The following is a 25,481-nucleotide window of genomic DNA, read 5'->3' on the forward strand; positions in this document are numbered from 1 at the left end:
GAACGTCCGGGAGCGGTCAAGAGCGCACCCACTAGGATCTGCCTGTTGATTACCAGATGTCCGCGACGGGAGCTGTACACCAACCATGTCCGGAGCCAACGACCCGTACGACCCGAAGCAGGTCGCGGCGCTGTCGGCCGAGCACCTCGACGCCGCCGTGCAGAAGGCGCGCGAGGCGTTCGCCGGAGCTGCCGACCTGGAGGCCCTGGCGGCGGTCAAGCCGGGCCACCTCGGTGACCGGTCGCCCGTGCTGCTGGCCCGCCGCGAGATCGGTGCACTGCCTCCCAAGGCGAAGGCCGAGGCCGGCAAGCGGGTGAACGAGGCGCAGTCCGCGATCAGGACCGCGTTCGACGAGCGCCACGCCGTGCTCCAGATCGAACGCGACGAGCGGGTGCTGCGCGAGGAGTCCGTCGACGTCACGCTGCCGTGGGACCGCTTCCCGCGCGGCGCGCGCCACCCGATCACGACGCTCGCCGAGCGCATCGGTGACGTCTTCGTGGCCATGGGCTACGAGATCGCCGAAGGCCCCGAGCTCGAGACCGAGTGGTTCAACTTCGACGCGCTGAACTTCGGCAAGGACCACCCGGCCCGCTCGATGCAGGACACGTTCTACATCGCGCCGTCGGACAGCAGCCTCGTCCTGCGCACGCACACCTCGCCCGTGCAGGCCCGCACGCTGCTGGACCGCGAGCTGCCGGTGTACGTCGTGTGCCCTGGGCGCACGTTCCGCACCGACGAGCTCGACGCGACCCACACCCCGGTGTTCCACCAGGTCGAGGGCCTCGCGGTCGACAAGGGCCTGACGATGGGCCACCTCAAGGGCACGCTGGACGCCTTCGCGCGCTCCATGTTCGGCGAGGACTCGAAGACCCGCCTGCGCCCGAGCTTCTTCCCGTTCACCGAACCGTCGGCCGAGGTCGACGTGTGGTTCCCGGAGAAGAAGGGCGGCGCGGGCTGGGTCGAGTGGGGCGGCTGCGGCATGGTCAACCCCAACGTCCTGCGCGCCTGCGGCGTCGACCCGGACGTGTACTCCGGCTTCGCGTTCGGCATGGGCCTGGAGCGCACGCTCCAGTTCCGCAACGGCCTGCCCGACATGCGCGACATGGTCGAGGGCGACGTCCGCTTCACCCAGCCATTCGGAACGGAGGCCTGATCCGGTGCGCATCCCGGTCAGCTGGCTGGTCGAACACCTCGGTTTCGACGAAGTCCCCACGCCCGACGAGCTCGCCGAGGCGTTCACCCGCATCGGCATCGAGGTCGAGGAGGTGAGCCCGCTCGGTCCCGTGACCGGCCCGATCGTCGCCGGTCGCGTCGTCGAGATCGAGGAGCTCACCGAGTTCAAGAAGCCGATCCGGCACTGCAAGGTCGAGGTCGGCCCCGAGCAGGTCAACGAGATCATCTGCGGCGCCACGAACTTCGTCGAGGGCGACTCGGTCGTCGTCGCGCTGCCCGGCGCCGTCCTGCCGGGTGACTTCACGATCTCCGAGCGCAAGACGTACGGCCGCATGTCGCAGGGCATGATCTGCGCCGCCGACGAGCTCGGCATCGGCGACGACCACTCCGGCATCCTCGTGCTGCCCACGGGCACCGCGCAGCCGGGTGACGACGCTCTCGAGCTGCTCGGCCTGAACGACAGCGTCATCGAGGTCGCGCCGACCCCGGACCGCGGTTACGCGTTCTCGGTCCGCGGCCTGGCGCGTGAGATCGCCTGCGCGCTGGACGTGCCGTTCGGCGACCCCGGTGTCGTCGAGATCCCCGAGGCCGAGGGCGAGGTGTGGCCGGTCCACATCGAGGACCGCACCGGCTGCTCGCGGTTCGTCGCCCGCCGGGTCACCGGTGTCGACCCGACCGCGCCCACGCCGTGGTGGATGCGCCGCCGGCTGATGCTCGCGGGCATGCGCTCGATCTCGCTGCCGGTCGACGTCACGAACTACGTGATGCTCGAACTGGGCCAGCCGCTGCACGCGTTCGACGCCGCTTCTCTCTCGGGCGCGCTCACGGTCCGTCGGGCTCACGCGGGCGAGAAGCTCACGACGCTGGACGACTCTGTGCGCGCCCTCGACCCCGACGACATCGTGATCGCGGACGACTCCGGCGTGATCTCGCTCGCCGGTGTCATGGGCGGCGCTTCCACGGAGGTCCAGGACAACTCCTCGGACATCCTGCTGGAGGCCGCGAACTGGGACCCGGCGTCCATCGCGCGCACGGTCCGCCGGCACAAGCTGCCGTCCGAGGCCGCCAAGCGCTTCGAGCGCACGGTCGACCCGGCGCTCGCCCCGGTGGCGCTGGAGCGGGCCGCGAAGCTGCTCAACCACTACGCCGAGGGCCAGATCAAGCCCGGCCGCACCGACGTCGGCGTGCCCGCGCTGCCCGCGCCGGTGTCGATGCCGATCGACCTGCCGGACCGCGTGGCGGGCGTCCGCTACGCGCGAGGCGTCACGGCCCGCCGTCTCGGCCAGATCGGCTGCCAGGTCTCCGTCACCACCTCGGACGACGGCCAGACGATCGTCACCGCCGTGCCTCCGACGTGGCGTGCCGACCTCGTGCAGCCCGCCGACCTGGTGGAGGAGGTGCTGCGGCTCGAGGGCTACGACACGATTCCCTCGGTGCTGCCGCCCGCCCCCGCCGGCCGCGGCCTGACCGAGCAGCAGCGCCGTCGCCGCACGGTGTGGCGCACGCTGGCCGAGGACGGCTTCGTCGAGGTGAAGCCGTTCCCGTTCATCGACCCGTCGGTGTTCGACGCGTTCGGGCTCGCCGAGGACGACGTCCGCCGCAACACGGTCGGCGTGCTGAACCCGTTGGAGGCGGACAAGAACGTCCTCGCCACCACGCTTCTGCCGGGCCTGCTGGAGACCCTTCAGCGCAACCTGGCCCGCGGGGCGAAGGACGTCGCGCTGTACAACGTCGCCCAGGTGACCTTGCCGCGCGCACAGCAGGTCCCGGTGCCTTCTTTGGGTGTCGACCGCAGGCCGACCCAGGCCGAGGTCGCCTCGATGCTGGCCGCGCTGCCGCAGCAGCCGCTGCACGTCGCCGGTGTGCTCACGGGTCACCGCGAGCTGGCCGGCTGGTGGGGCAAGGGCCGCGTGGCCGAGTGGTCGGACGCCGTCGAGGCCGCCCGCCGCGTGGGCCAGGCGTACGGGGTGACGTTGCGCGTCGTCGCGTCGGACCTCCTGCCGTGGCACCCCGGCCGCTGCGCCGAGCTGCGCGTCGGCGACTGGCCCGCCGGCCACGCCGGTGAGCTGCACCCGAAGGTGATCGAGGCCCTGGGCCTGCCCAAGCGGACCGTGGCGTTCGAGCTCGACCTCGACGCGCTCCCGCTGGACGACCACCGCCCGGCCCCGATGGTGTCGGCGTACCCGCCGGTGCTGCTGGACGTCGCGCTCGTCGTGGACGCCTCCGTGCCGGTGCAGTCGGTGTCCGAGGTGCTCGGCGCGTCCGCGGGCGACCTGCTCGAGGACATCCGCCTGTTCGACGTGTACACGGGCGAGCAGGTGGGCGAGGGCAAGAAGTCGCTCGCGTACTCCTTGCGCTTCCGCGCCCCGGACCGCACCTTGACGGTGGAGGAGGCGACTTCGGCCCGCGACGCCGCTGTTGCCGCCGCCGGCGAACGTTTGGGCGCAGCACTCCGCGCCTGACCGGTTCTCACCTGGTGAAGCCCGAGATTCCACGCGAATCTCGGGCTTTGCCGCACCGCGAGTGCCCTGCTCCACGATCCGAACTCGACCTCGGTGTCGTGGCCTCCGGCGACGGGTGTCACTATGTACACAGTGTTGTCGCAACAGGGGTTCCAGGTCTCAGCCAGCAGCGTGGGCCGCCAGCTACAACCAGATCAATTGTTCATGAAAGTTCGCTCGATCGGTCGAATCCCGGCAGTCGGGATTTGGGATCAAATCAGCAGGTGGTAGCCCTGCGTAGCTGTCAAGGTGCCAAAAGTCCCTCATTACAGGGGGAAATCGGCGCCCGTCAGACGCTTGCGCAGTACGTGAAGCTTCTCCAAGATTGGCGACGCGGCCCGCTGGGCCGAGGGGCGAAGCGATGAACCACCGGGCGAGTCTGGTCGCCGGTCCGGTGGGGAGCTAGAGGCGAACCCACCGCCTGGAGCAACAACTCTGGAGAGTTGCGCCATGCGTAGTTTGGGTCCGCGCCTTGAGATCGCCGTGTCGTTGACGATCCTCATGGTCGGCGCGGCCGTCGTGGCGGCCATGCACCTGACGTGGCCCGACCCGAAGACGCCAGCGATGGCGTACTCCGTCAGCAGTGGCGAGTCCGGCATGCAGAAGCTGAAGCCGTTCGAGATCAACGACATCTCCGGCGCGGCCGTGGAGCTCAAGCCGGGCGCCGAGGGCGAACGCAAGGTGCGGCTGTCCAACCCGAACCCCGTCGACATCATCGTCGAGAGCCTGTCCGCGGTCCCGGGACAGCCGCTCGACGCCACCCAGCAGCGCGTCGAGGGCTGCCCGTCCGGCGTGCTGACCGTGGTACCGCTCAAGGACATCGTGGAGATCCCGGCCGGAGGCGCGGTCGAGGTCGTCATGAAGGTCCAGGTCGCGAAGGAAGTTCCGGCCGCCTGCGCCGAGCTCGTCTTCCCGCTCACCTACTCGGGTCGCGCGAAACACGGCTGAGCACCACGCCGAGCCAGTCCCGTCCGGAACCCTGTCGGCTGGTTCGGCGCGAAAAGCACGTTTGGGCCGATAGACGATGCTGTTGGTGAATCCTGGCTGCAACGAGGCACCGGCCTGGCTGCAACCAACTCCCCGGGCCCCCGATCGCTGGCGATGAACGGCGCATTTGTCCACCTCAGGTGGACAAATGCGCCGTTCATCCACGCCGGCACCTGTCTGCAACGTGCTTTTCGCGCCAAGACCGGAGCCGGCGGACAGGCTTGGGCAGGCTGCTCAGAGGTGCTTGAGCGCCTCCCGTCGTGACAACGGCGACAGCCCCGGCCGAGCGTCCACGAACGCCCGCACCCATCCCGGCTCGGTCTTCGCGAACTCCCGCAGCGCCCACCCGATCCCCTTGCGCAGGAAGAAGTCCGGGTCGTCCACGTTCGCGTCGATCGTCGCGGACAGCAGCTCCACGTCGGTGGCCCCCTTCGACCCGAGCTGGCAGATGATCGACGTCCGGCGCCGCCACCTGTCCGCGTCGGTCGACCACTTCAGCATCAGCGGCCGCACGACGGCCGGCGTGGACCGCAGCAACGGCCCGACCCGCTTCGACGCGATCTCGTCCACGTAGTCCCACCACGCGCCGGTGACGATCATCTCGTCGAACCACGGCATCAGCTCGACCGACTGGAAGCGGCGGTCCCCGCTCACCGCCAGCGCCACGTACCGCTCCTCGCGGTACGTCGCCTCCCGCCACAACGTCTGCACGGCGTCGAGCCACTCGTCGCGATCACTGGGCACCGGCAGCGACTTCAGCAATGCCACCCGCCCCGGTTTCTGCACCCCCAGGAACGGCATGTCGGACTTCATGTACGCCTGCATCTCCGGCGCCTTCGCCGGATCCGCCAGCTCCCGCAAACCGGCCCGAACCGCTTCCACGAATGTCACAGAACGCACCGTATACCCAGGTCGTACGGCTCAAAGGAGTACGACCGTTGAGATCGATGGCCCATTGCCGACGCAAATATCCCGGGAAACTCAATCATCACTTTGCCCGCGCGGGATTGTGAACAGAAACGATGCTTCCGCCGACTACCATTCGCATTCATGCGCGTGCTCATGGTTGTGGCGGCGCTCGTGCTCACCAGCATGGGTGCCACCAAGGCGGACACGGTGGACTACCTGGATCTGCCGCTGTCCAACGGAAACGGGGAAGAGCGGGGTGGCGTTCACCCCGATCTGCCGTACGACAGGGCCGTGCTCGAGGCCGCGCTGAACCGGCACCGCGCGAAAGGCGTCCCGCCGACGCGGTTCAAGGCGTTGTTGTGGCAGTACTGGATAGTCCGCGCCGCCGAGGACGCGGGCGTGCGGCTGTCCGAGTGGGACCCGCAGCGCAGCGCCGAGACCAACCGCGCGACCATCTTCGCGGTCTACGACTTCTACGCGAAGCTCTACACCCAGAACCCGGACTCGTTGCGGTGGATGGGATTCGCCAACATCGGCGCTCCAGCGTTCGCTGCCGGCATGCTCGACCTCGGCACGCTGCCGGAGCTGCGCTGGTTCTCGTCGATGCTGATGTCCATGCAGAAGCACATCTTCATGGACCTCGGCGCGATGCACGCCGCCTACCTGCACGGTGGGATCAAGGCCGTGGAGGAGATGCGCGACGCGGGGATCATCGACGCCGACACCACCGCCGCGTGGGCGGATCCGGCGCAGGCCGTCATGGAGTTCTCGTCGCGCGAGCAGAACCTGGTGATCGCCGAGCAGTTCAACCGGATGCGCGCTCGGCTGCTGCCGCCCGGTGAGGTGGTCACGTACGCGATCACGGTGGCCGGCCCGATGCCGGTGCCGGGAGGCAAGACCCCCGCGCAGTACCGGCCGTTGTTCGGCGGCCCGCTGCCCGCGTTCAACTACGCGGACCGGGAAGCGCGCTGGGACTTCCTCAGCCACGACACGGTTCCCGCCTACGAACGGCTGTCCGAGGAGACCGTGCACCGGATCGTGCAGCGGCCGTTCGCGGACCGCGTCGCGGAGTACCGCGCCACGGCCCGCCTGCTCGACCTGATCATCCCGTTCGGGAGTGACGAGTCCCGGACCGGAGTTCGCTGAGCACCGTCAGCCGGTCCTCCTCGACGATGCGGCGCGTGGTGACGCGGTCGGGGTAGCAGCGCATGAACATGTTGGTGAAGTGCGTGCCGTAGTGGATGACGTCGTCGCCGTGCGGATCGTCCAACGGCCGCACGACGGCCTCGAAGTTCGGCTCGTGGAAGTACGCCATGGTGAACCGTTCGCGGGTGTTCAGCAGCACCTTGTGGGGTGTGGAGAGCAGCCTTCCTCCGGTGAGGAACTGCAGGACGTCGCCGGGGAACACCGTGAAGACGTGCGGCACGGGTTCGACGTAGGTCCAGCCGTCGGCCTCCTGGAAGCACCCGGCCGCCGACTCGTCGGGCAGCCAGTTGCGCGGCCGCTGTTCGCCCTCGATCGGCGGGCGGACGTAGAGGCCACCGACGTCGTCCTGCGCGGCGAGGACGAGCATGCCGTAGTCGGTGTGGGCGCCGATGCCGCGGTCGACGGCGCCGGACCTGGTGGGGAAGCGCAGCACCCGCATGTGGTGCCAGCCGTCCGCGGTCAGCCTGGTGAACGCGTCGGCGTCGTGCCCGAAGCCCAGTGCGGCCAGCATCAGGATCTTCTCGCCGGCCTCACCGAGCATCGCCATGAACTCCCGCATGGCGTCCCGGTAGCGCGCGTCCGGCCACGGCACGGGTCCGTGGCACGGCCATCTGTCGACGACGCGGGAGTCGTCGAGCGGAACGTCCTTGCAGACCGTGAAGATCTCCGAGTAGTCCGCGACGCCGTCGGTGACCTCCTCGCCGGACGCGATGTAACCGGCGTAGGTCAGGTCGCTCACGAACCGTGACTTCTCCTCGAGCGTCAAGTCGTGGAAGAACCTCCTGCTGGCGGCCATGGCCGCCTCGGTCTTCCGGTCCTGCACCGCGTCCGTCGCGATCTGCAGAATCCCGTCGGCCTGCCAGGCGGCGATCAGCTGGCGGCCGAGCTCGACGTCGTCGTCCGAACCGGTGACGGTCTCGGGCAGACGGAAGGTGCGTAGTTCGGTCATGGCCCAACGAACGCTGGTTCGGCGTCAGGGGTTCATATTTCTTTCGGGGGTGGAATCGGATCCGTCTTAGTAGGCTGCTGGTCATGACGTCGTACGACTACGACCTGATCGTCATCGGCTCTGGTCCTGGCGGCCAGAAAGCGGCGATCGCGGGTGCGAAACTGGGCAAGCGCGTGGCGATCATCGACAAGCAGGAGATGGTCGGCGGCGTCTGCGCGAACACGGGCACCATCCCGTCGAAGACCTTGCGCGAAGCCGTCATGTACCTGACGGGCATGAGCCAGCGCGAGCTGTACGGCGCGAGCTACCGCGTGAAGCAGGACATCACGATCAGCGACCTGATGGCCCGCACGCAGCACGTGATCGGCCGCGAGGTCCAGGTCGTGCGCGCTCAGCTGCACCGCAACGGCATCGACCTGCTGAACGGCGTCGGCCGGTTCGTCGACCCGCACACCGTTGCGGTGGAAGGGACTCACCGCGGCGACCACACCAGGATCACCGGCGAGTTCGTCGTCATCGCCACCGGCACGACGCCCGCGCGTCCGTCCGCGGTGGACTTCGACGAGGAGCGGATCCTCGACTCGGACGAGGTCTTCGCGCTCCAGGAGATCCCGTCGTCGCTGGTCGTGGTCGGCGCCGGCGTGATCGGCATCGAGTACGCGTCGATGTTCGCCGCGCTCGGGTGCCGCGTCACCGTCGTCGAGCAGCGCGAGAAGATGCTGGACTTCTGCGACCCGGAGATCGTGGAGTCGCTGAAGTTCCACCTGCGCGACCAGGCCGTCACCTTCCGGTTCGACGAGAAGGTCGTGGACGTCTCGGTGTCGGACTCTGGCACGATCACGACCCTGGCGTCGGGCAAGCGGATCCCCGCCGCCGCGGTCATGTACTCGGCCGGTCGCCAGGGCTGCACCGACAAGCTGGACCTCGCCGCCGCCGGTCTGGAAGCCGACCGCCGCGGCCGGTTGACCGTCGACGAGCACTACCGCACGCCGGTCGAGCACATCTACGCCGTCGGTGACGTGATCGGGTTTCCGGCGCTCGCCGCGACGTCGATGGACCAGGGCCGGCTGGCCGCGTACCACGCGTTCGGCGAGCCGGTGCACGACCTGACGGCGTTGCAGCCCATCGGCATCTACACGATTCCGGAGATCTCGTACTGCGGCGCGACGGAGACCGAGCTCACCTCGTCCGCAATTCCTTACGAGGTCGGCATTTCGCGGTACCGGGAGCTCGCCCGCGGCCAGATCGTCGGTGACGCGTACGGCATGTTGAAGCTGCTGGTGTCCACTGTGGACCGGAAGATCCTCGGCGTGCACGTGTTCGGCACCGGTGCGACGGACCTCGTGCACATCGGTCAGGCCGTGATGGGTTGTGGCGGCACGGTCGACTACCTCGTCGACACGGTCTTCAACTACCCGACGCTGTCCGAGGCGTACAAGGTCGCCGCACTCGACGCGACGAACAAGATCCGCGCACTGGACCGCTTCACGACCGGGTGAGCCCCGCGTCGTGGGCGATGATGGCGGCCTGCACGCGGTTGGCGCACTCCAGCTTGGGCAGGATCCGGCTGATGTGCGCCTTCACCGTGCCGGTCGCCATGTAGAGCTGTTCGCCGATCTCGGAGTTGGACAGTCCTTCGCCGACGAGCCTGAGCACGTTGCGTTCGGTCTCGGTGAGCGCGTCGATCTTGAGGCGCGCCTGCGAGCCGTCGCCGGGCGCGGTGAGGTGCTTCTCGATCAGGCGCTTGGTGATCTGCGGGGCGAGGATCGGTTCGCCCCGCGCCGCCTTGTGGACGGCGTTGATCAGCTCCTGCGGCGGGGTGTCCTTGAGCAGGAACCCCGTCGCGCCGACCTTGAGGGCCTGCGCCACGTAGGAGTCCTCTCCGAACGTCGTGAGCATGACGACGTTGGTGCCGCCCGCGATCTGCTCGGCCGCCTTGAGCCCGTCGCCGCCGGGCATGCGGATGTCGAGCAACGCGACGTCGACGGAGTGCTTCGAAGCGAGCTCGACGGCCTGCTTGCCGTCGCCCGCCTCGGCCACCACGGTGATCTCGGGGTCGTTCTCCAGGATCAGCCGGATGCCGGCACGCATGAGCGTTTCGTCGTCGGCGATGAGGACTCGGATCACGCCGGGCACATTACGGCTTCTCCTGCGTCTTCGAGTGCAGCTTGCCGTCGCGGAAGCACAGCTTGTAGAGCAGCTCGGGGTTGTGCGAGGTCCGGTACCGCACGCACCCGTCCACGCCGAGCTGCCCGATGCCGTACTGGTTCATGATCTCCTCCTCGGAGGTGACACCCACACGCAGCGAGTCGAAGTACGGCGCGTTCATCTCCGTCGGGTTGAGCAACGCGAAGAGCAGCAGCACGATCAACGCCGCGGAGATCGGCAGCAGCGCGAGGAGCCCGAGGCACCCGCCACCCACCACGCGCGGCACGGTCAGGACCTCGGCCGCGAGCGGTGGCGGCACCTCCCTGGCCTCGGCGGCGGCCTGCACGGACGGGTGCAGCGGCACGTCCGCGGCCACCCTGAACCCGCCCTCGACCGGCGGCCCCGCGCTGAACGACCCGCCGAGCAGCCCGACGCGTTCCTCCAGGCCGATCAGGCCACGCCGGGCGCCCTTGCCGGGTGTCGCGGGGGAAGGCCCGTTGAGCACCTGGATCCGCACGCGTCCACCGTGGACGTTGACCTGCACTCGGGTGCGGGCGAGCGGCGCGTGCTTGCGGACGTTCGTCAACGCCTCGCGGACCACCCGGTGCACCGCGCGCCGGGTGCGCGGATCGGCGCCGTGCAGGTCGTCGCCGGACCAGTCGAGGGACGCCGAGGAGCTCTCGGCCAGCGCGGCGATGCCGGAACGGGTGCCGGTGTCCTCGTCGAGCGACTCGGGCTCGGGGTTCGTCCGCAGCACGCCGAGGATCTCGCGCAGTTCGGCCATCGCGAGCGACGACGTCGTGCGGATCAGTTCGGCCTGGTCGTGCAGCTGGGGGGCTTTGCGCGCGGTCGCGAGCTCGAGGGCTCCGGCGTGGATGGAGATCAGGCTGAGCCGGTGGCCGAGCATGTCGTGCATCTCGCCGGCGATGTGCGCGCGTTCCTCGGACCGTGCCGACGCGGCGGTCAGCGCGCGGGCGCGTTCCAGGTACTCGTTGCGCTCCTGCAACAGCCTGAGCATCGGCTTGCGGCGGCCGAGCAACATGCCGGACACGGCGGGGAACAGCACGAAGAACGCCGCCCCGGCGAATCCGCCGACCAGGCTCTGCCACAGCGGCTGGCTCTGGTCCACCAAGAAGAGGCTGAACGCGGTCTGCAGCACCATCGCCGCACCCAGCAGCGCCCACAGCCGGCCGAGGCGGGGGATGCGCCGGGACGCCGCGAAGATGACGAACGTGGTCGTCGCCTGCGCCCAGAGGTTGTTGACGGCGAAGAGCGGTGCGGTGAGCAGCAGCGCCCACGTCGGTTTTCGCGGCGCGAGCCAGACGAGCACCGCGATCCACACGGCGGCGGCGACGGTCAGCAACGGGTGCGGGGTCGGTGCCAGCGGCGCGATCAACGGCACCAGGCCGACCAGGAACGCGAACGCGGGCCAGACGAACCTCATCGGGCCAGCTCCCTCTTGGCGACCAGCACGGCCTTGCGGTCGAAGCACAGCTCGAAGTCGCGGCTGGAGTCGTCGCGGACGTGGTAGCGGAAGCACCCGGCGTGGTCCGACGGCACGCCGAAGCCGTGCGTCTCGGTGACCTCCTCCTCGTGCACGACCGACACCTGGAACGCGTCGAACTCCTGCTGGGTCATCTCGCCCCTGCTGAAGATCGCGATGACGAGCAGGACGAGCACGGTGCCGAGCGCCGGGACGACGGACAGCGTGGCGAGACAGCCGCTCCCGACCGCGCGCGGCACGGTCAGGATCTCGGCGGTGATCGGTGGTGGCGCCTCCGCCACGGCACCCGCCGCACCCGCCTCCTCCTGCACGACCGGGTGCGACGGCAGGTCGGCCGCCACCCGGAACCCGCCGGCGAACGGCCCGGCGTCGAACGTCCCGCCGATCAGCGCGACCCGTTCCTCCAGCCCGATGAGCCCGCGGCGGGTGCCGCCACCCCGAGGTTCGCTGCTCCGGCCGTTGACCACTTCGACGTGCACGCGGTCGCCGGCATGCACGGACACACGCGTGCGGGCTGATGGCGCGTGCTTGTGCACGTTCGTGAGTGCCTCACGTACGACCCGGTGCACCGCCCTCCGCAACCGTGTGTCGGCATCGGCCAGGTCGTCGCCGGACCAGTCCAGGTGGACGGACACGCCCGCAGCAGTAGAAGCGGCCACGAGCCGTTCGACGTCCGCGCGCGTACCGGCGTCCGCGTCGGCGTCGACCGAACTTCCCAGGACGCCGAGGATCTCGCGCAGCTCCTCCATCGCGACCGCGGACGTCTTGCGGATCAACTCGACCTGTTCGCGCAGCTCCGGGGCCTGCTCGGCGGCGGAGCGCTCCAGCACGCCCGCGTGCGCGGTCAACTGGCTGAGGCGGTGGCTGAGCATGTCGTGCATCTCGCTGGCGATGTGTGCGCGCGTGTCGGACCTAGCGGTGCTCGCGGTCAACACACGCGCGTGCTCCAAGTAGTCGTTGCGTTCCATCAGGACCTGCGTCAACGGCTTGCGCCGCCCGACGAGCGCTCCGGCCACGGCGGGGAAGACCAGCAGGAACAGGACCGTGAACGCCGTCTCGAGGACGAACTCGGTCAGGCCGTCGCCTGCGCGCCACGTGTGCAGGGCGCCGAACCCGGCCAGCAGCACGGCGGTCCCGGTCACCGCTGCCCACAGCTGCCGCGGCGAGCGGAGGCTGCGGCCCGCACGGAAGATCACGAGCGAGGTCGGGGCGATCGCGAGCAGGTTGCCGGCCGCCTGCAGGGGAGCGGTGAGCAGGATCGCAGTTCGCGGCCACCGGGCACTCACGGGCACCAGCGCCCCCGCCCACACGGCGGAGGCGACGACGAGCCACCACTCGACCGGTCTGCCGAGCGGTGTCACCAGCGTCACCAGCGCCAACAGGAAGGCGCAGACCGCCCACAGCCCGTCGCGCAGCCTCACGTTCACGCTGATCATTCTGGTCAACGCGGGCTCGGGGACCCAGCGCCAGGTGGCCGCGTCCGCATAGCCACCCGTCCACTTCTTGACGCACGCGGGGCCCTCCCGTGCGCCAGGAGAGTACGAAAGCTCCCCGCGTACTCAACTCAACTCGGTTGAGTGAGTTTGCATGACCGTGCATAATCATGCGCATGACAGTGAGGATCGCGGTCGCGGGCGCCAGCGGATACGCGGGTGGCGAGCTGCTCCGCCTGCTACTGGCTCATCCGGACGTCGAGATCGGCGCGCTGACGGCGAACAGCAGTGCCGGCGACCTGTTGCTCAAGCACCAGCCGCACCTCCTGCCGCTCGCGGACCGACGACTCCAAGACACCACAGCCGAGACCCTCGAGGGGCACGACGTGGTGTTCCTCGCACTTCCCCACGGTCACTCGGCTGAGCTCGCCGAGCAACTCGGGGACGACACCGTGGTGATCGACTGCGGCGCCGACCACAGGCTGACCAGTGCCGACGACTGGAAGCGGTGGTACGGCGGCGAGCACGCGGGCTCCTGGCCGTACGGGCTGCCCGAGCTTCCCGGCCAGCGGGACAGGCTCGTGGGCGCACGCCGCGTCGCCGTCCCCGGCTGCTACCCGACGGTGTCCTCGCTCGCGCTGGCGCCCGCCGTCGACCTCATCGAGGACGAGGTTGTCGTCGTCGCCGTGTCCGGCACGTCGGGCGCGGGCAAGTCGCTGAAGCCGAACCTGCTCGGGTCCGAGGTCATGGGCTCGGCCAGCGCGTACGGCGTCGGTGGTGCGCACCGCCACACACCGGAGATCACCCAGAACCTGAGCGCCGCGGCCGGTCGTCCGATCAAGGTCAGCTTCACGCCGGTGCTGGCGCCGATGTCGCGGGGCATCCTCGCGACCTGCACAGCGCAGCTCAAAGAGAGCGCAAACGTTCGCGTGGCCTACGAGAAGGCGTACGCGAACGAGCCGTTCGTGCACCTCCTGCCCGAAGGTTTCTGGCCGACGACGAACGCGGTTCTCGGGTCGAACGCCGTTCAGATGCAAGTCACGGTCGACGAGGACCTGGGCCGGCTCGTGGTCGTGGCCGCCGTCGACAACCTGGCCAAGGGCACCGCGGGTGCCGCTGTCCAGTGCATGAACCTCGCTCTCGGACTGCCGGAAACGGCAGGCCTCTCGACCGTTGGAGTCGCTCCGTGAACCGCACCAAGGGCGTCACCGGACCCCGGGGTTTCCGGGCCGCCGGGATCGCCGCCGGGATCAAGGAATCCGGTGCTCTCGATCTCACGCTCGTCGTGAACGACGGGCCTCAGGACGCCGCCGCCGGTGTCTTCACCACCAACAAGGTGAAGGCCGCGCCGGTGTTGTGGTCGCAGCAGGTGATCCAGTCCCGACGTCTCACCGCGGTCGTGCTCAACTCCGGCGGTGCCAACGCGTGCACCGGTCCCGAGGGCTTCCAGGACACCCACGCGACGGCGGAGAAGGTCGCCGAGGTGCTCGGCGTCGGTGCCGTCGACGTCGCGGTGTGCTCCACCGGTCTGATCGGTGAGCGCCTGCCGATGGACAAGGTCCTGACCGGGGTCGAGAACGCCGCGAAGGAACTGGACTCGTCCGTCGAGGCCGGTCTCAACGCCGCCACCGGCGTGATGACCACCGACAGCCGTCCCAAGCAGTCGTGGAAGGCGTCGGAGCAGGGCTGGTCGGTCGGCGGGTTCGTGAAGGGCGCGGGCATGCTCGCCCCGAACATGGCCACGATGCTGTCGGTCATCACGACCGACGCCAAGATCTCCGGCGAGCAGCTGGACAAGGCGTTGCGTCTTGCCACTGGCTCCACGTTCGACCGCCTCGACGTCGACGGCGGCACGTCCACCAACGACACGGTGCTTGTTTTGGCGTCAGGTGCTTCGGGTATCGAGCCTTCGTTCGAGGACTTCGCGGCACTGCTGACCGAGGTCTCCGCCGACCTGGTCAAGCAGCTCCAGGGCGACGCCGAAGGTGTGACGAAGGAAATCAGCATCACCGTCAAGCAGGCCGCGACCGAGGCCGAGGCCGTCCACGTCGGACGGACGGTCGCCGAGGACAACCTGGTCAAGACCGCGTTGTTCGGCAGCGACCCGAACTGGGGCCGCATCGCGATGGCCCTGGGGCGCGCAGACGCCGAGATCGACCCGGACGTGCTGCAGATCCTGATCAACGGCGTGTCGTTGTACCGCAACGGAACCCGTGACCGCGATCGGTCAGAAGCCGACCTGTCCGGCCGCGAGATCGAGATCGTCATCGACCTCAACGTCGGTGACGCGGAAGCCACCGTCCTGACCACGGACCTGTCCCACGGCTACGTCGAAGAGAACAGCGCTTACTCCTCATGAACGCACAAGAAAAGGCGGCAGTCCTCGTCGAGGCACTGCCATGGCTGGAGCGCTTCCGCGGCGCGCTCGTCGTCGTCAAGTACGGCGGCAACGCCATGGTCGACGACGAGCTGAAGAAGGCGTTCGCCGAGGACATGGTGTTCCTGCGGCTGTGCGGCCTGCGCCCGGTCGTCGTGCACGGTGGTGGCCCGCAGATCAAGTCGATGCTGGACAGGCTCGGCATCCACAGCGAGTTCCGCGGTGGCCTGCGCGTGACGACTCCTGAGGCCATGGACGTCGTGCGGATGGTTCTGGTCGGGCAGGTCGGACGTGAGCTCGTCGGCCTGATCAACCAGCACGGCCCGTACGCGGTCGGCATCTCCGGCGAGGACGCGCACCTGTTCACCGCCACGCGCCGCGGAGCCGTCGTGGACGGCGAGGAGGTCGACATCGGCCTCGTCGGCGACATCACCGAGGTCAACCCGGACGCGGTGCTCGACATCGTCCGTGCGGGCCGGATCCCCGTCGTGTCGTCGGTCGCGCCGGACATCAACGGCGTGCCGCACAACGTGAACGCGGACACCGCCGCGGGTGCGCTGGCGGTCGCTCTGGGTGCCGAGAAGCTCGTCGTGCTCACCGACGTCGAGGGCCTCTACGCGAACTGGCCGGACAGGTCCTCGCTGCTGAACCAGGTTCGCGCAGCCGAGCTCGAGAAGATGCTGCCGGACCTGGAAAGCGGCATGGTGCCGAAGATGGAGGCCTGCCTGCGGGCGGTGCGCGGCGGAGTTCCACAGGCGCACGTGATCGACGGGCGGCTGGCCCACTCGGTGTTGCTCGAAGTCTTCACCTCCTCGGGTGTGGGCACGATGGTGTTGGGGGACAAATGACCACGCGCTGGCAACAGTCCATGATGGACAACTACGGCACACCTCAGCTCGCCCTGGAGCGCGGTGAGGGCGCGTACGTCTGGGACACCGACGGAAACCGCTACCTGGACCTGCTGACCGGCATCGCGGTCAACGCGCTGGGCCACGCGCACCCGAAGATCGTCGAGGCGGTCACGAAGCAGATCTCCACGATCGGCCACACCTCGAACCTCTACGTGAACGAGCCCGCGCTGGCGTTGGCCGAGCGGTTGCTCGACCTGTGCGGCGTGCCGGGCAAGGTGTTCTTCTGCAACTCCGGCGCCGAGGCCAACGAGGCGGCGCTGAAGATGTCGCGCCGCACCGGCCGCACCAAGGTCGTGGCGACGCTCGGCGGCTTCCACGGCCGCACGATGGGCGCGCTGTCGCTGACCGGCCAGGAAGGCAAGAAGACGCCGTTCGAGCCGCTCGTTCCCGGCGTCTCGCACATCCCGTTCGGTGACGTCGCCGCTCTCGAGGCCGCCATCGACGACGACACCGCGGCGTTCATCGTCGAGCCGATCCAGGGCGAGATGGGCGTCGTCATGCCGCCCGAGGGCTATCTCCAGGAAGCGCGCCGGATCACGTCCGAGCACGGCGCGTTGTTCGTCCTCGACGAGGTGCAGACCGGCATCGGCCGCCTCGGCACGTGGTTCGCGTTCCAGCAGGCCGGGATCGTGCCGGACGTCATGACCCTCGCGAAGGGCATCGGCGGTGGCCTGCCGCTCGGCGCGACCATCGGGTTCGGTGCGGCGGCGGAGTTGTTCCAGCCCGGACACCACGGCACCACGTTCGGCGGCAACCCCGTGTGCTGCGCGGCCGCCCTCGCGGTGCTCGACACGATCGCCGCGGAAGGCCTGCTCGAGCACGCCTCAGCCGTGGGCAAGGAGATCGCGGCCGGCGTGGAGGCGTTGCACCACCCGGCGATCTCCGGAGTGCGGGGAGCCGGCCTCCTGCTCGGCATCACGCTGCGCGAGGCGGTCTCGGCGAAGGCCGCGGCGGCCGCGCAGAAGGCCGGTTACCTGATCAACCCGATCCAGCCCGACGTCATCCGCCTGGCGCCGCCGCTGATCCTGGACGAATCCGACGCGCAGTCGTTCGTGGCCGCGCTGCCGACTTTCTTTGAGGAGCAGCAGTGACTTTGCGGCACTTCCTCCGCGACGACGACCTGACCACCGAGGAGCAGGCGGCCGTTCTCGACCTCGCGGACGTCTACAAGGCGGACCGGTTCACCGCGAAACCGCTGGCGGGCCCCAAGTCCGTCGCGGTCATCTTCGAGAAGAACTCGACGCGCACCAGGCTGTCGTTCGAGGTCGGCATCGCGCAGCTCGGCGGCAACCCCGTGATCATCGACGGCCGGTCGATGCAGCTGGGCCGCGAGGAGACGATCGAGGACACCTCGCGGATCCTGTCCGGGTACGTCGACGCCGTGGTGTGGCGGACGTTCGCGCAGGCCCGCATGGAAGCGATGGCTTCCGTTTCGCGGATTCCCGTCGTGAACGCGCTGACCGACGAGTTCCACCCGTGCCAGGTGCTCGCGGACCTGCAGACGATCCGCCGCCGTTACGGCAAGCTGGCCGGACTCACGCTGACGTACCTGGGCGACGGCGCCAACAACATGTCGCACTCGCTGCTGCTGGGCGGTGCCACGGCGGGTATGCACGTCCGCATCGGCGCGCCGGCTTCTTTTGTGCCGAACCCGCAGTTCCTGGAGGACGCCAAGAAGCGTGCGGCCGAGACCGGTGGTTCGGTGGCGTTGATCAGCGACCCGCGCGAGTCGGTCGACGGCGCGGACGTGCTGGTCACCGACACGTGGACGTCGATGGGGCAGGAGAACGACGGCAAGGACCGCGTCGGCCCGTTCCGCCCCTACCAGGTGAACTCGGAACTGCTGGCCGCGACCGGAAAGCCCGACTCGACCGTGCTGCACTGCCTGCCCGCACACCGCGGCTGGGAGATCACCGACGAGGTGCTCGACGGTCCGCAGTCGCTGGTGTGGCAGGAGGCCGAGAACCGGCTGCACGCGCAGAAGGCGTTGCTCGTGTGGTTGCTGGAGCAGCCGTCATGACCCGCACCGCCCGTCAGGGCCGCATCGTCGAGATGGTCAGCCAGCGTGCCGTCCGCAGCCAGTCGGAGCTCGCGAAACTGCTTGCGGCGGAAGGCATCGACGTCACGCAGGCCACGTTGTCGCGCGACCTCGACGAGCTCGGCGCGGTGAAGCTGCGCGGACCTGACGGCGGTGCGCCGGTCTACGTGATCCCGGAGGACGGCAGCCCGGTGCGCGGTGTGCAGGGCGGGACGACGCGGCTCGTGCGGGTGCTCGGCGAGCTGCTGGTGTCGACCGACTTCTCGGGGAACCTGGCGGTGCTGCGGACTCCGCCCGGTGCCGCGCAGTTCCTGGCGTCCGCGCTGGACCGCGCGGCGTTGCACGAGGTCGTCGGCACGATCGCGGGTGACGACACGATCCTGGTCGTGGCCCGCGAGCCGATGACCGGCGCCGAGCTCGCCGACCGCATCACCGCGCTGGCCTCCGGTTCCGTCGATGAATGACCCCGTGCACGCGGTGCTGACCTTCGACGCCGGTGTGCCGGTGGCGGTCGACGGTGAGACGGTCTCGGTCGCCGAGGCCGTCCGCGAGCTCAACTTCCGCGCCGGTGTGGTCAAGTCCAACCTGGGATCCGTCGCGGTACGGGTGGCGCGGATGGCTTTGGCGACGGGCTCCGGCGAGGTCGACGTGGCGCTGCACGAGGGGCGCGTGGTCGGGCTCGTGGCCCGTTCGGAAGAATCGCTCTACGACTTCGCTAGCTGAGAGTTGCGTGCAATGAGTTCTTTGTGGGGTGGCCGGTTCGAGTCGGGACCGGCCGAGGCGATGGCCCGTCTGTCGCTGTCGACGCACTTCGACTGGCGTCTGGCGCCGTACGACATCGCCGGCTCGCGCGCGCACGCCCGTGTGCTGCACGCGGCAGGTCTCCTGTCGGATGAAGAGCTGGCCGGCATGCAGAAGGCGCTGGACGAGCTGCTCGCGGACGTCGAGTCGGGCGCGTTCACGCCGGTGCTGGAGGACGAGGACGTCCACACGGCGCTGGAGCGCGGCCTGATCGACCGCGCCGGTGCCGAGCTGGGCGGCAAGCTCCGCGCGGGCCGTTCCCGCAACGACCAGGTGGCGACGCTGTTCCGCATGTGGCTGCGCGACGCCGCCCGCCGTGTTGCTGCCGGAGTGCTGGACGTCGTGGACGCGCTCGCCGCACAGTCCGAGACGAACTTCGGCGCGGTCATGCCGGGCCGCACGCACCTGCAGTCCGCCCAGCCCGTGCTGTTGTCGCACCACCTGCTGGCGCACGCGCACTCGCTGCTGCGGGACGTCGACCGGCTGCACGACTGGGACAAGCGCGCGGCGTTCTCCCCGTACGGCTCGGGCGCGCTGGCCGGGTCCTCGCTGGGCCTGGACCCCGCCAAGGTGGCCGCCGACCTGGGCTTCTACGCGCCGGTCGAGAACTCCATCGACGGCACCGCCTCCCGCGACTTCGCCGCCGAGATCGCGTTCGTGCTGGCGATGGTCAGCGTGAACTTGTCGCGCATCGCCGAAGAGATCATCATCTGGACCACCGCGGAGTTCCGCTTCGCCGTGCTGGACGACGCGTGGTCGACGGGCAGCTCGATCATGCCGCAGAAGAAGAACCCGGACGTCGCCGAGCTCGCGCGCGGCAAGTCCGGTCGCCTGATCGGCAATCTCGCGGGCCTGCTGGCGACGTTGAAGGCCCAGCCGCTGGCGTACAACCGCGACCTGCAGGAGGACAAGGAGCCGCTGTTCGACTCGGTCGAGCAGCTGGAGCTCCTGCTGCCGGCGTTCGCGGGCATGGTGGCGACTCTCCGGTTCGACGTCGACCGCATGGCCTTGCTGGCTCCCGCCGGGTTCACGCTGGCGACCGACATCGCGGAATGGCTTGTGCGCCAAGGCGTTCCGTTCCGCGTCGCGCACGAGGCCGCGGGTGCCTGCGTTCGTGCGGCGGAGTCCCGCGGCGTCGGCCTGGAAGACCTGACCGACGAAGAGTTCCACGCCATCTCGCCCGCGCTGACCCCCGAGGTCCGTTCGGTGCTGACCGTCGAGGGCTCGATCGCGTCCAGGAACGCCCACGGCGGCACCGCACCTTCGCGAGTCCGCGAGCAGCTGGACGCGCTGGTGGCCCGCGCCGCGGCGGCCCGTGAGTTCTAGGCAGCTGACCAGGGAGGAGCTGGCGGTCGACCCGGTCGACGCGGCCCAGCTCCTCCTCGGCTCGTTCCTGGAAGCGGGCGGCGTGCGCGTGCGCATCGTCGAGGTGGAGGCGTACCGGGGCGGCGACGACCCGGCGTCGCACTGCTACCGCGGCAAGACCCCGCGCAACGAGGTGATGTTCGGCCCGGCCGGCCACCTCTACGTCTACTTCGTCTACGGCATGCACTTCTGCGCGAACGTCGTGTCGCTGACCGACGGTGTGCCCGGTGCGGTGCTGTTGCGCGCGGGGGAAGTGGTCTCCGGTGAAGACATTGCCTTCTCTCGACGACCCGCTTCGCGCTCGGCGGCCGAACTGGCCAAAGGGCCCGCACGGCTGTGCAAGGTCTTGGGGCTCGACCGCGCGCAGAACGGCGTCGACCTGGCGTCTCCTGACTCGCCCGTGCGGCTGTACGCAGGCGAGCCCGCCGAGCAGGTGTTCTCGGGCCCGCGCGTCGGTGTCGCCGTGGCGATGGACGTGCCGTGGCGGTTCTGGGTCGACTCTCCGGCCGTGTCGACCTACAAGAGAGGCGGCAAGCGCCGCAGGTCAGCGTGAGAGCTCGTCCAGCGCGACCTTGAACTGCCGTTCCAGCTCGGGATCCACCTCGAACACCAGCGGCACTGTCATGTTGATCTGTTCACCCGCGGTCAGCCGTTCGACCAGGGTGTCCGCCACCCCGCGCAGGTCCTGCGCCACCGCGTGCATCGCCCGCAACTGCTGGTCGGCGAACTGCGCGTGGATCCGCGCGGCCGTGCGGGTCCTGTCCTTCGCGTAGCTGGTCGCGTGGATCTCCCTGGCCCACTCCAGGATCTCGTCGAACGTGCGCACGAACAGCTCGCCGAGGTGCACGATCCGGCCGGGATCACCCGGCACGCCGGGTGCGCCGAACGCGGCCTCCTGCGTGGCCTCCGTGAACACCGACTCGACGGCGACCTTGATGATCTCGCCCAGCAGCACGTTGCGATCGCGGATCAGGTCGATCCCGTTGCCGTGCTCGACGGTCCCGTTGCGCGGCGCGTACCGCAGGAAGTGCTCGCGGTACTTCGACTCCAGCTCCTCAAGTCCTTGCGACACAACGGTGACGTACAGCAGGTATTCCCACCCGCGCGGCTTCTCCCTGACCAGCGCCGCGACGGACTGCGGTGTGATCGGCGTAGTAGGAGTGAACGACGCGCGGTGCTGTGCCAACTTCTGCGCAACGGCCTGTGCGATGACCTCGTCGCTGTGCACGCGCATGTCGAGGTACGCGATCGTGGGCAAGAGACCGGGCACGGGCGTGTCGTCGATTCGGATCGGCAGCACGTACTCGGTGTGTTCCTCCAACGCGCGCGCCATCGCGGCACGGCTCTGCAGGCGCGTCCACTTCGAGACGTAGTGCTGCGAACTGAACAGCAGCACGAACCTCGCACGGTGGCTGAACGTCTCGGAGAAGTACTCGATGCGGTCCTGCCCCCACATCTCGACCTCTCGGTCCTTGTCGTAGAAGACCTCGACACCCAGCGACTTCAGGCGGTCGACGATCGGCAGCACCCGATCGCGGTCCTCTTCGGCGAACGACGGAGCGACGTCGAACTCGTACTCGGCCACCGGTCTAAGGTACGGCCTTCGACATCCTGGGGGATCACGTGGAGACGAAGCTGGCCGCGGTGGCCGCCGAACTGGTCGCGAGAACCGAACCGGGCTGGGACTACCTGACTCTGCGCGCCACCTCCGAATTCGGCTTCACGTCCAGACGCGTCACGTCCGGACCGTCAGACAACGACGTGCGCGTGCGGCAACTGAAGTCGTTGGTCGCACTTGGTGCGGACGGCCCCGTGGTCTTCGAGATGAGGGTCGAGCCGGACGGAGCGTTCACCGCCCTCCTGACCGAAGGCATCCAACAGCAAGACAGCCTCCTACCGCCGACGTACAGCGTTGTGTTCGAACCGCGGCCACGACACGTGATCCCGCCGTACGAGCGGACCGAGGTGACGTCCACCGGTCCGCTGGCTGCCGTCGAAGCCGAGCTCGGCGTGCCGCTGCCGGCCGAGGTGCACGAGCTGTACCTCAGCGGTGTCACCGAGTTCGGCGACCACACCCTGCTGCCCGCGGACGAGATCCTGACGGTCCGGCGAGAACGGCTCGACGACGAAGAGTCCTTCTTCTCGCACAGTTGTGACGACTGGGCGGAGCCGGTCCCGTACACCGGACCCCGGGATGCCGTGCAGCTCGTCGGTTTCCACCCGTTGTGGGTGCCGATCGTGCGGTATCCGTCCGGAGTGACGCTGTGCGTCGACCTCGCTCCCGGTCCGCGCGGTCGCGTCGGTCAGGTGATCGTGGCGTCCCTCAACTGCAATCCGCTGGAGCTCCTCGCCGAGTCCGTGACCGAGTGGCACCGGTCGCCCGAGCACCCGGACCGCCCCTGGATGAGGGCCCACTACTCCGCCGAGGACCACGACGTCGACGTGATCGCCGAGGTGTCCCAGAGGTTCCAGACCCTGCGGGAACTCGGTCTGTACGACCTCGGCGACGCCGATCTCGGCCCGCTCGCGAGCCTGGCCGACCTGCGTGAGCTGAAGGTGAGCGGAGGGCGCCTGCGACTCGGCGGCCTGGCGGATCTTCCGTTGGAACGCCTCCACGTCACCGCGACCGAAACCGAGATTCCCGCGCTCGAACGCCTGACCTCTCTCACGGTCAGCGGTGCGCGCGTTGAGCTGCCCACGTTGCCGAAGCTGCGTGTGCTCGACGTGTCCGGCGCAGAGGTGGACGTCGAGTCGTTGCCGCAGGTGGACCACCTGACGCTGAACGCGGAGCAGTGGCGGCGGTGCGCCGTTCGTCCCGCCGCCGCGACGCTCACCGGCGAACGGTCGCTCGCCCAGGCCCTCGACTGGGCCGAGAGCCTGGGCGTCGCGTTGCCGCGGCGGGTCGTCAGCGGACGGCCGTAGTCCTGCGGTACCAGGCGCGCCGGTGGTCGACCGGCAGCGCCAGACGCGTGATCAGGCTGGTCAGCAACATGCCGATGAGCAGCCACAGCACTGCGGCGAGGCTCTCGTTGAGCAGAACGGCGACCTTCGGGCTGTCCGGCGTGAACAGGCCGTCCAGGCCGAGGGTGATCCCGTTCGCCCAGCCGGCGACGAACTGGAAGAACCCGTTGGCCGAGTTCGCGTCGGCGACCACCAGGAAGACGTGCACCAACAGCACGATGGCGAAAGTCCAGCACACGATGTCGATGACAGCGCAGACGGTGTGCACCGTCCGCACCCTCCGGTAGGTGTCGTCGCGCTCGACGACCTCTTCGACGACAGGTTCGTTCACGCGCGGCATGCGCTCAGTGGGCCGCCGCAACTCGTCACGTGGCTCCGTCATGCCAGCCGGTTACCCGTCCGCGCACCGGGTGGAAACCCGTTCGACCTGGTAGGCGACAATGGCTGACGTGAGCGAGCACATCCTTGACGAACTCTCCTGGCGCGGCCTGATCGCGACGTCCACCGACCTCGACGCACTCCGGAAGGACCTGGACGCCGGCCCGCTCACGCTCTATTGCGGTTTCGACCCGACGGCGCCGTCGCTGCACGCCGGCAACCTGGTCCCGCTGCTCATGCTCAAGCGCTTCCAGATGGCGGGGCACCGTCCGATCGTGCTGGCGGGCGGAGCGACGGGCATGATCGGCGACCCGCGCGACACCGGTGAGCGCACGCTGAACCCGCTCGACACCATCGCCGAGTGGGCCGACCGGATCCGCGGCCAGCTGGAGCGGTTCGTCGAGTTCGACTCCTCGCCCACGGGCGCGATCGTCGAGAACAACCTGAACTGGACCGGCCAGGTCACCGCGCTCGAGTTCCTGCGCGACGTCGGCAAGCACTTCTCGATCAACGTCATGCTGTCCCGCGAGACGGTGAAGCGCCGCCTCGAGTCCGACGGCATGTCGTACACCGAGTTCAGCTACCTGCTGCTGCAGTCGAACGACTACCTGCAGCTGCACCGCCGGTACGGCACCTCGCTGCAGGTCGGCGGCTCCGACCAGTGGGGCAACATCGTCGGCGGTGTCGACCTCATCCGCAGGGTCGAGGGCAAGCAGGTCCACGCGCTGACGGCGCCGCTGGTCACCGATGCCGAGGGCCGCAAGTTCGGCAAGTCGACCGGTGGCGGCAGCGTGTGGCTCGACCCGGAGATGACCTCGCCGTACGCCTGGTACCAGTACTTCGTGAACGTCGGTGACGCCGACGTGCTTCGCTACCTGCGCCTGTTCACGTTCCTCACGCGTGAGGAACTGGACGAGCTGGAGAAGGAGACCGCGGAGAAGCCGCACCTGCGTGCCGCGCAGAAGCGTCTCGCGCAGGAGTTCACGGACCTGGTGCACGGGGAGCGCGCGACGCAGCAGGTGATCCTGGCGTCGGCGGCGCTGTTCGGCCGCGGCGAGCTGCGCGACCTGGACGCGTCGGTGCTGGAGGCCGCGCTGGCCGAGGCGCCGACCGGCAAGGTGCGGCTGGCGGACGAGCCCACGATCGTCGACCTGCTGATCGCGTCCGGCCTGGCCGACAGCCGGGGCGCCGCCCGCCGGACGGTCAACGAGGGCGGTGCCTACGTGAACAACGCGAAGGTGACCGACGAGGAGTGGAAGCCGGCCGCGTCGGACCTCCTCCACGGCAAGTGGTTGGTGCTCCGTCGCGGCAAGCGCAACAACGCGGGCGTCCACGTGGAGCTCTGACCTGCTGTTTCTGGTCGTCGAAGGCCGTCGGTCCCACTCGGGGCCGGCGGCCTTCGATCTTTCTCGATGTGATCGCGGTCACAGTGTGTCGGGTTCTGCCCTGCGATAGCGTGGTCGGAGGGTCCTGTACGGGGCTGCTGACCTGCGGTTTCTTAATCGCGGGTGGCTGGGTTGCCCCCGATTTGACCCCCAGTTGGCGTGCGTGTAACTTTCTCTCTGCCAGCGCGGAACGGGCCGGGAACACCGGAACGGAGTGCGGCGGAGGTCACGAACCAAGCTTCCACGGACTGTGGTAGAGTGGGTGACCGCGAAACGATGAAGACCCAGCCGGTAGCTCTTCTGAGCTCAGAGGCCAAGGGCGTCGGAAGTTTCAAACCAAAAGCTTATGTACGACACAGCCTCGGATCGAGCCGCTGCATGGCGGATCGTGATGATGAGCGCGTGTTCTTTGAGAACTCAACAGCGTGCCGAAACACAGCCAGTAATATGAATAC

The 25,481-nt window shown here is 69.0% G+C and carries 24 protein-coding genes; 17 read left to right on the plus strand and 7 right to left on the minus strand.

Translation table 11 applies throughout. The features are described 5' to 3' along the window. The first annotated feature begins 85 nt into the window (after window positions 1-85). The 3 genes from pheS to ACFOWZ_RS25070 all read left to right on the plus strand — a co-directional run bounded on the left by pheS (window position 86) and on the right by ACFOWZ_RS25070 (window position 4,622). Window positions 86-1,153, plus strand: coding sequence for a phenylalanine--tRNA ligase subunit alpha (gene pheS / locus ACFOWZ_RS25060; protein WP_382376311.1), 1,068 nt, complete (start codon window positions 86-88; stop codon window positions 1,151-1,153). 4 nt (window positions 1,154-1,157) lie between these two features. Further along, complete coding sequence (pheT, locus tag ACFOWZ_RS25065; RefSeq protein ID WP_382376312.1) at window positions 1,158-3,635, plus strand: phenylalanine--tRNA ligase subunit beta; 2,478 nt, start codon at window positions 1,158-1,160, stop codon at window positions 3,633-3,635. A gap of 489 nt (window positions 3,636-4,124) precedes the next feature. After that, on the plus strand, window positions 4,125-4,622 hold the full coding sequence (locus tag ACFOWZ_RS25070; RefSeq protein ID WP_382376313.1) for a hypothetical protein: 498 nt from the start codon (window positions 4,125-4,127) through the stop codon (window positions 4,620-4,622). A gap of 273 nt (window positions 4,623-4,895) precedes the next feature. Here ACFOWZ_RS25070 and ACFOWZ_RS25075 read toward each other — a convergent pair whose 3' ends face one another. Then, window positions 4,896-5,561 (minus strand): DNA alkylation repair protein, encoded by a 666-nt coding sequence (locus ACFOWZ_RS25075; RefSeq protein WP_382376314.1) that lies wholly within the window; start codon window positions 5,559-5,561, stop codon window positions 4,896-4,898. A gap of 150 nt (window positions 5,562-5,711) precedes the next feature. On the opposite strand from ACFOWZ_RS25075, the gene ACFOWZ_RS25080 reads away from it, so the two are divergent. Then, a complete protein-coding gene (locus ACFOWZ_RS25080; protein WP_382376315.1) occupies window positions 5,712-6,716 on the plus strand; it encodes a hypothetical protein in 1,005 nt (334 codons plus the stop codon). On the opposite strand, the gene ACFOWZ_RS25085 is transcribed toward ACFOWZ_RS25080, so the two are convergent. Beyond that, window positions 6,673-7,725 carry a 2-oxoglutarate and iron-dependent oxygenase domain-containing protein gene (locus tag ACFOWZ_RS25085; protein WP_382376316.1) on the minus strand — a complete coding sequence of 351 codons (1,053 nt, stop codon included), beginning with the start codon at window positions 7,723-7,725 and terminating at the stop codon, window positions 6,673-6,675. The genes ACFOWZ_RS25080 and ACFOWZ_RS25085 overlap by 44 nt on opposite strands. Before the next feature lie 83 nt (window positions 7,726-7,808). Here ACFOWZ_RS25085 and sthA point away from each other — a divergent pair, with 83 nt between their 5' ends. Further along, complete coding sequence (gene sthA, locus ACFOWZ_RS25090; protein ID WP_382376317.1) at window positions 7,809-9,224, plus strand: Si-specific NAD(P)(+) transhydrogenase; 1,416 nt, start codon at window positions 7,809-7,811, stop codon at window positions 9,222-9,224. On the opposite strand, the gene ACFOWZ_RS25095 is transcribed toward sthA, so the two are convergent. The 3 genes from ACFOWZ_RS25095 to ACFOWZ_RS25105 are packed head-to-tail and all read right to left on the minus strand — an operon-like array spanning window position 9,211 to window position 12,804. Further along, a complete protein-coding gene (locus tag ACFOWZ_RS25095; RefSeq protein WP_382376318.1) occupies window positions 9,211-9,852 on the minus strand; it encodes a response regulator in 642 nt (213 codons plus the stop codon). The genes sthA and ACFOWZ_RS25095 overlap by 14 nt on opposite strands. 10 nt (window positions 9,853-9,862) lie before the next feature. Beyond that, window positions 9,863-11,317: a histidine kinase gene (locus tag ACFOWZ_RS25100; protein ID WP_382376319.1), complete on the minus strand. Its 1,455-nt coding sequence runs from the start codon at window positions 11,315-11,317 to the stop codon at window positions 9,863-9,865. Then, window positions 11,314-12,804, minus strand: coding sequence for a sensor histidine kinase (locus ACFOWZ_RS25105; protein ID WP_382376320.1), 1,491 nt, complete (start codon window positions 12,802-12,804; stop codon window positions 11,314-11,316). Before ACFOWZ_RS25105 ends, ACFOWZ_RS25100 begins: the two co-directional genes overlap by 4 nt. A gap of 182 nt (window positions 12,805-12,986) precedes the next feature. Between ACFOWZ_RS25105 and argC the strand changes: the two genes are divergently transcribed. Genes argC through ACFOWZ_RS25150 form a run of 9 tightly spaced genes read left to right on the plus strand, consistent with a single transcriptional unit; the run spans window position 12,987 to window position 20,855 of the window. Further along, complete coding sequence (gene argC / locus ACFOWZ_RS25110) at window positions 12,987-14,000, plus strand: N-acetyl-gamma-glutamyl-phosphate reductase (RefSeq protein WP_382376321.1); 1,014 nt, start codon at window positions 12,987-12,989, stop codon at window positions 13,998-14,000. Further along, a complete protein-coding gene (gene argJ / locus ACFOWZ_RS25115; protein WP_382376322.1) occupies window positions 13,997-15,169 on the plus strand; it encodes a bifunctional glutamate N-acetyltransferase/amino-acid acetyltransferase ArgJ in 1,173 nt (390 codons plus the stop codon). Before argC ends, argJ begins: the two co-directional genes overlap by 4 nt. Further along, window positions 15,166-16,035, plus strand: coding sequence for an acetylglutamate kinase (gene argB, locus ACFOWZ_RS25120; RefSeq protein WP_382376323.1), 870 nt, complete (start codon window positions 15,166-15,168; stop codon window positions 16,033-16,035). Before argJ ends, argB begins: the two co-directional genes overlap by 4 nt. Continuing rightward, entirely contained in the window at window positions 16,032-17,189 is a 1,158-nt protein-coding gene (locus ACFOWZ_RS25125; RefSeq protein WP_382376324.1) for an acetylornithine transaminase, read from the plus strand. Before argB ends, ACFOWZ_RS25125 begins: the two co-directional genes overlap by 4 nt. Beyond that, window positions 17,186-18,118, plus strand: coding sequence for an ornithine carbamoyltransferase (gene argF, locus ACFOWZ_RS25130; protein WP_382376325.1), 933 nt, complete (start codon window positions 17,186-17,188; stop codon window positions 18,116-18,118). Before ACFOWZ_RS25125 ends, argF begins: the two co-directional genes overlap by 4 nt. After that, a complete protein-coding gene (locus ACFOWZ_RS25135) occupies window positions 18,115-18,600 on the plus strand; it encodes an arginine repressor (protein ID WP_030474027.1) in 486 nt (161 codons plus the stop codon). Before argF ends, ACFOWZ_RS25135 begins: the two co-directional genes overlap by 4 nt. After that, a complete protein-coding gene (locus tag ACFOWZ_RS25140; protein ID WP_382376326.1) occupies window positions 18,593-18,859 on the plus strand; it encodes an argininosuccinate synthase in 267 nt (88 codons plus the stop codon). Before ACFOWZ_RS25135 ends, ACFOWZ_RS25140 begins: the two co-directional genes overlap by 8 nt. Window positions 18,860-18,871: 12 nt before the next feature. Continuing rightward, entirely contained in the window at window positions 18,872-20,263 is a 1,392-nt protein-coding gene (argH, locus tag ACFOWZ_RS25145) for an argininosuccinate lyase (RefSeq protein ID WP_382376327.1), read from the plus strand. Continuing rightward, complete coding sequence (locus ACFOWZ_RS25150; protein ID WP_382376328.1) at window positions 20,253-20,855, plus strand: DNA-3-methyladenine glycosylase; 603 nt, start codon at window positions 20,253-20,255, stop codon at window positions 20,853-20,855. The genes argH and ACFOWZ_RS25150 overlap by 11 nt, the downstream gene beginning before the upstream one ends. On the opposite strand, the gene ACFOWZ_RS25155 is transcribed toward ACFOWZ_RS25150, so the two are convergent. Continuing rightward, a complete protein-coding gene (locus ACFOWZ_RS25155) occupies window positions 20,847-21,887 on the minus strand; it encodes a toll/interleukin-1 receptor domain-containing protein (RefSeq protein ID WP_382376329.1) in 1,041 nt (346 codons plus the stop codon). The genes ACFOWZ_RS25150 and ACFOWZ_RS25155 overlap by 9 nt on opposite strands. A 38-nt stretch (window positions 21,888-21,925) precedes the next feature. On the opposite strand from ACFOWZ_RS25155, the gene ACFOWZ_RS25160 reads away from it, so the two are divergent. Then, window positions 21,926-23,224, plus strand: coding sequence for an SMI1/KNR4 family protein (locus ACFOWZ_RS25160; RefSeq protein ID WP_382376330.1), 1,299 nt, complete (start codon window positions 21,926-21,928; stop codon window positions 23,222-23,224). On the opposite strand, the gene ACFOWZ_RS25165 is transcribed toward ACFOWZ_RS25160, so the two are convergent. After that, a complete protein-coding gene (locus ACFOWZ_RS25165) occupies window positions 23,208-23,645 on the minus strand; it encodes a hypothetical protein (RefSeq protein ID WP_382376331.1) in 438 nt (145 codons plus the stop codon). The two genes, ACFOWZ_RS25160 and ACFOWZ_RS25165, sit on opposite strands and share 17 nt — an antisense overlap. Window positions 23,646-23,712: 67 nt before the next feature. Here ACFOWZ_RS25165 and tyrS point away from each other — a divergent pair, with 67 nt between their 5' ends. Both tyrS and ACFOWZ_RS25175 read left to right on the plus strand, forming a co-directional pair. Continuing rightward, window positions 23,713-24,987, plus strand: coding sequence for a tyrosine--tRNA ligase (gene tyrS / locus ACFOWZ_RS25170; protein WP_382376332.1), 1,275 nt, complete (start codon window positions 23,713-23,715; stop codon window positions 24,985-24,987). Between the two features lie 297 nt (window positions 24,988-25,284). Next, a partial coding sequence (locus ACFOWZ_RS25175; RefSeq protein ID WP_382376333.1) for a hypothetical protein occupies window positions 25,285-25,481 on the plus strand: 197 nt, incomplete at its 3' end.

The sequence above is a fragment of the Lentzea rhizosphaerae genome (assembly GCF_042649515.1).
In the GTDB taxonomy this organism is placed as follows: domain Bacteria; phylum Actinomycetota; class Actinomycetes; order Mycobacteriales; family Pseudonocardiaceae; genus Lentzea; species Lentzea aerocolonigenes.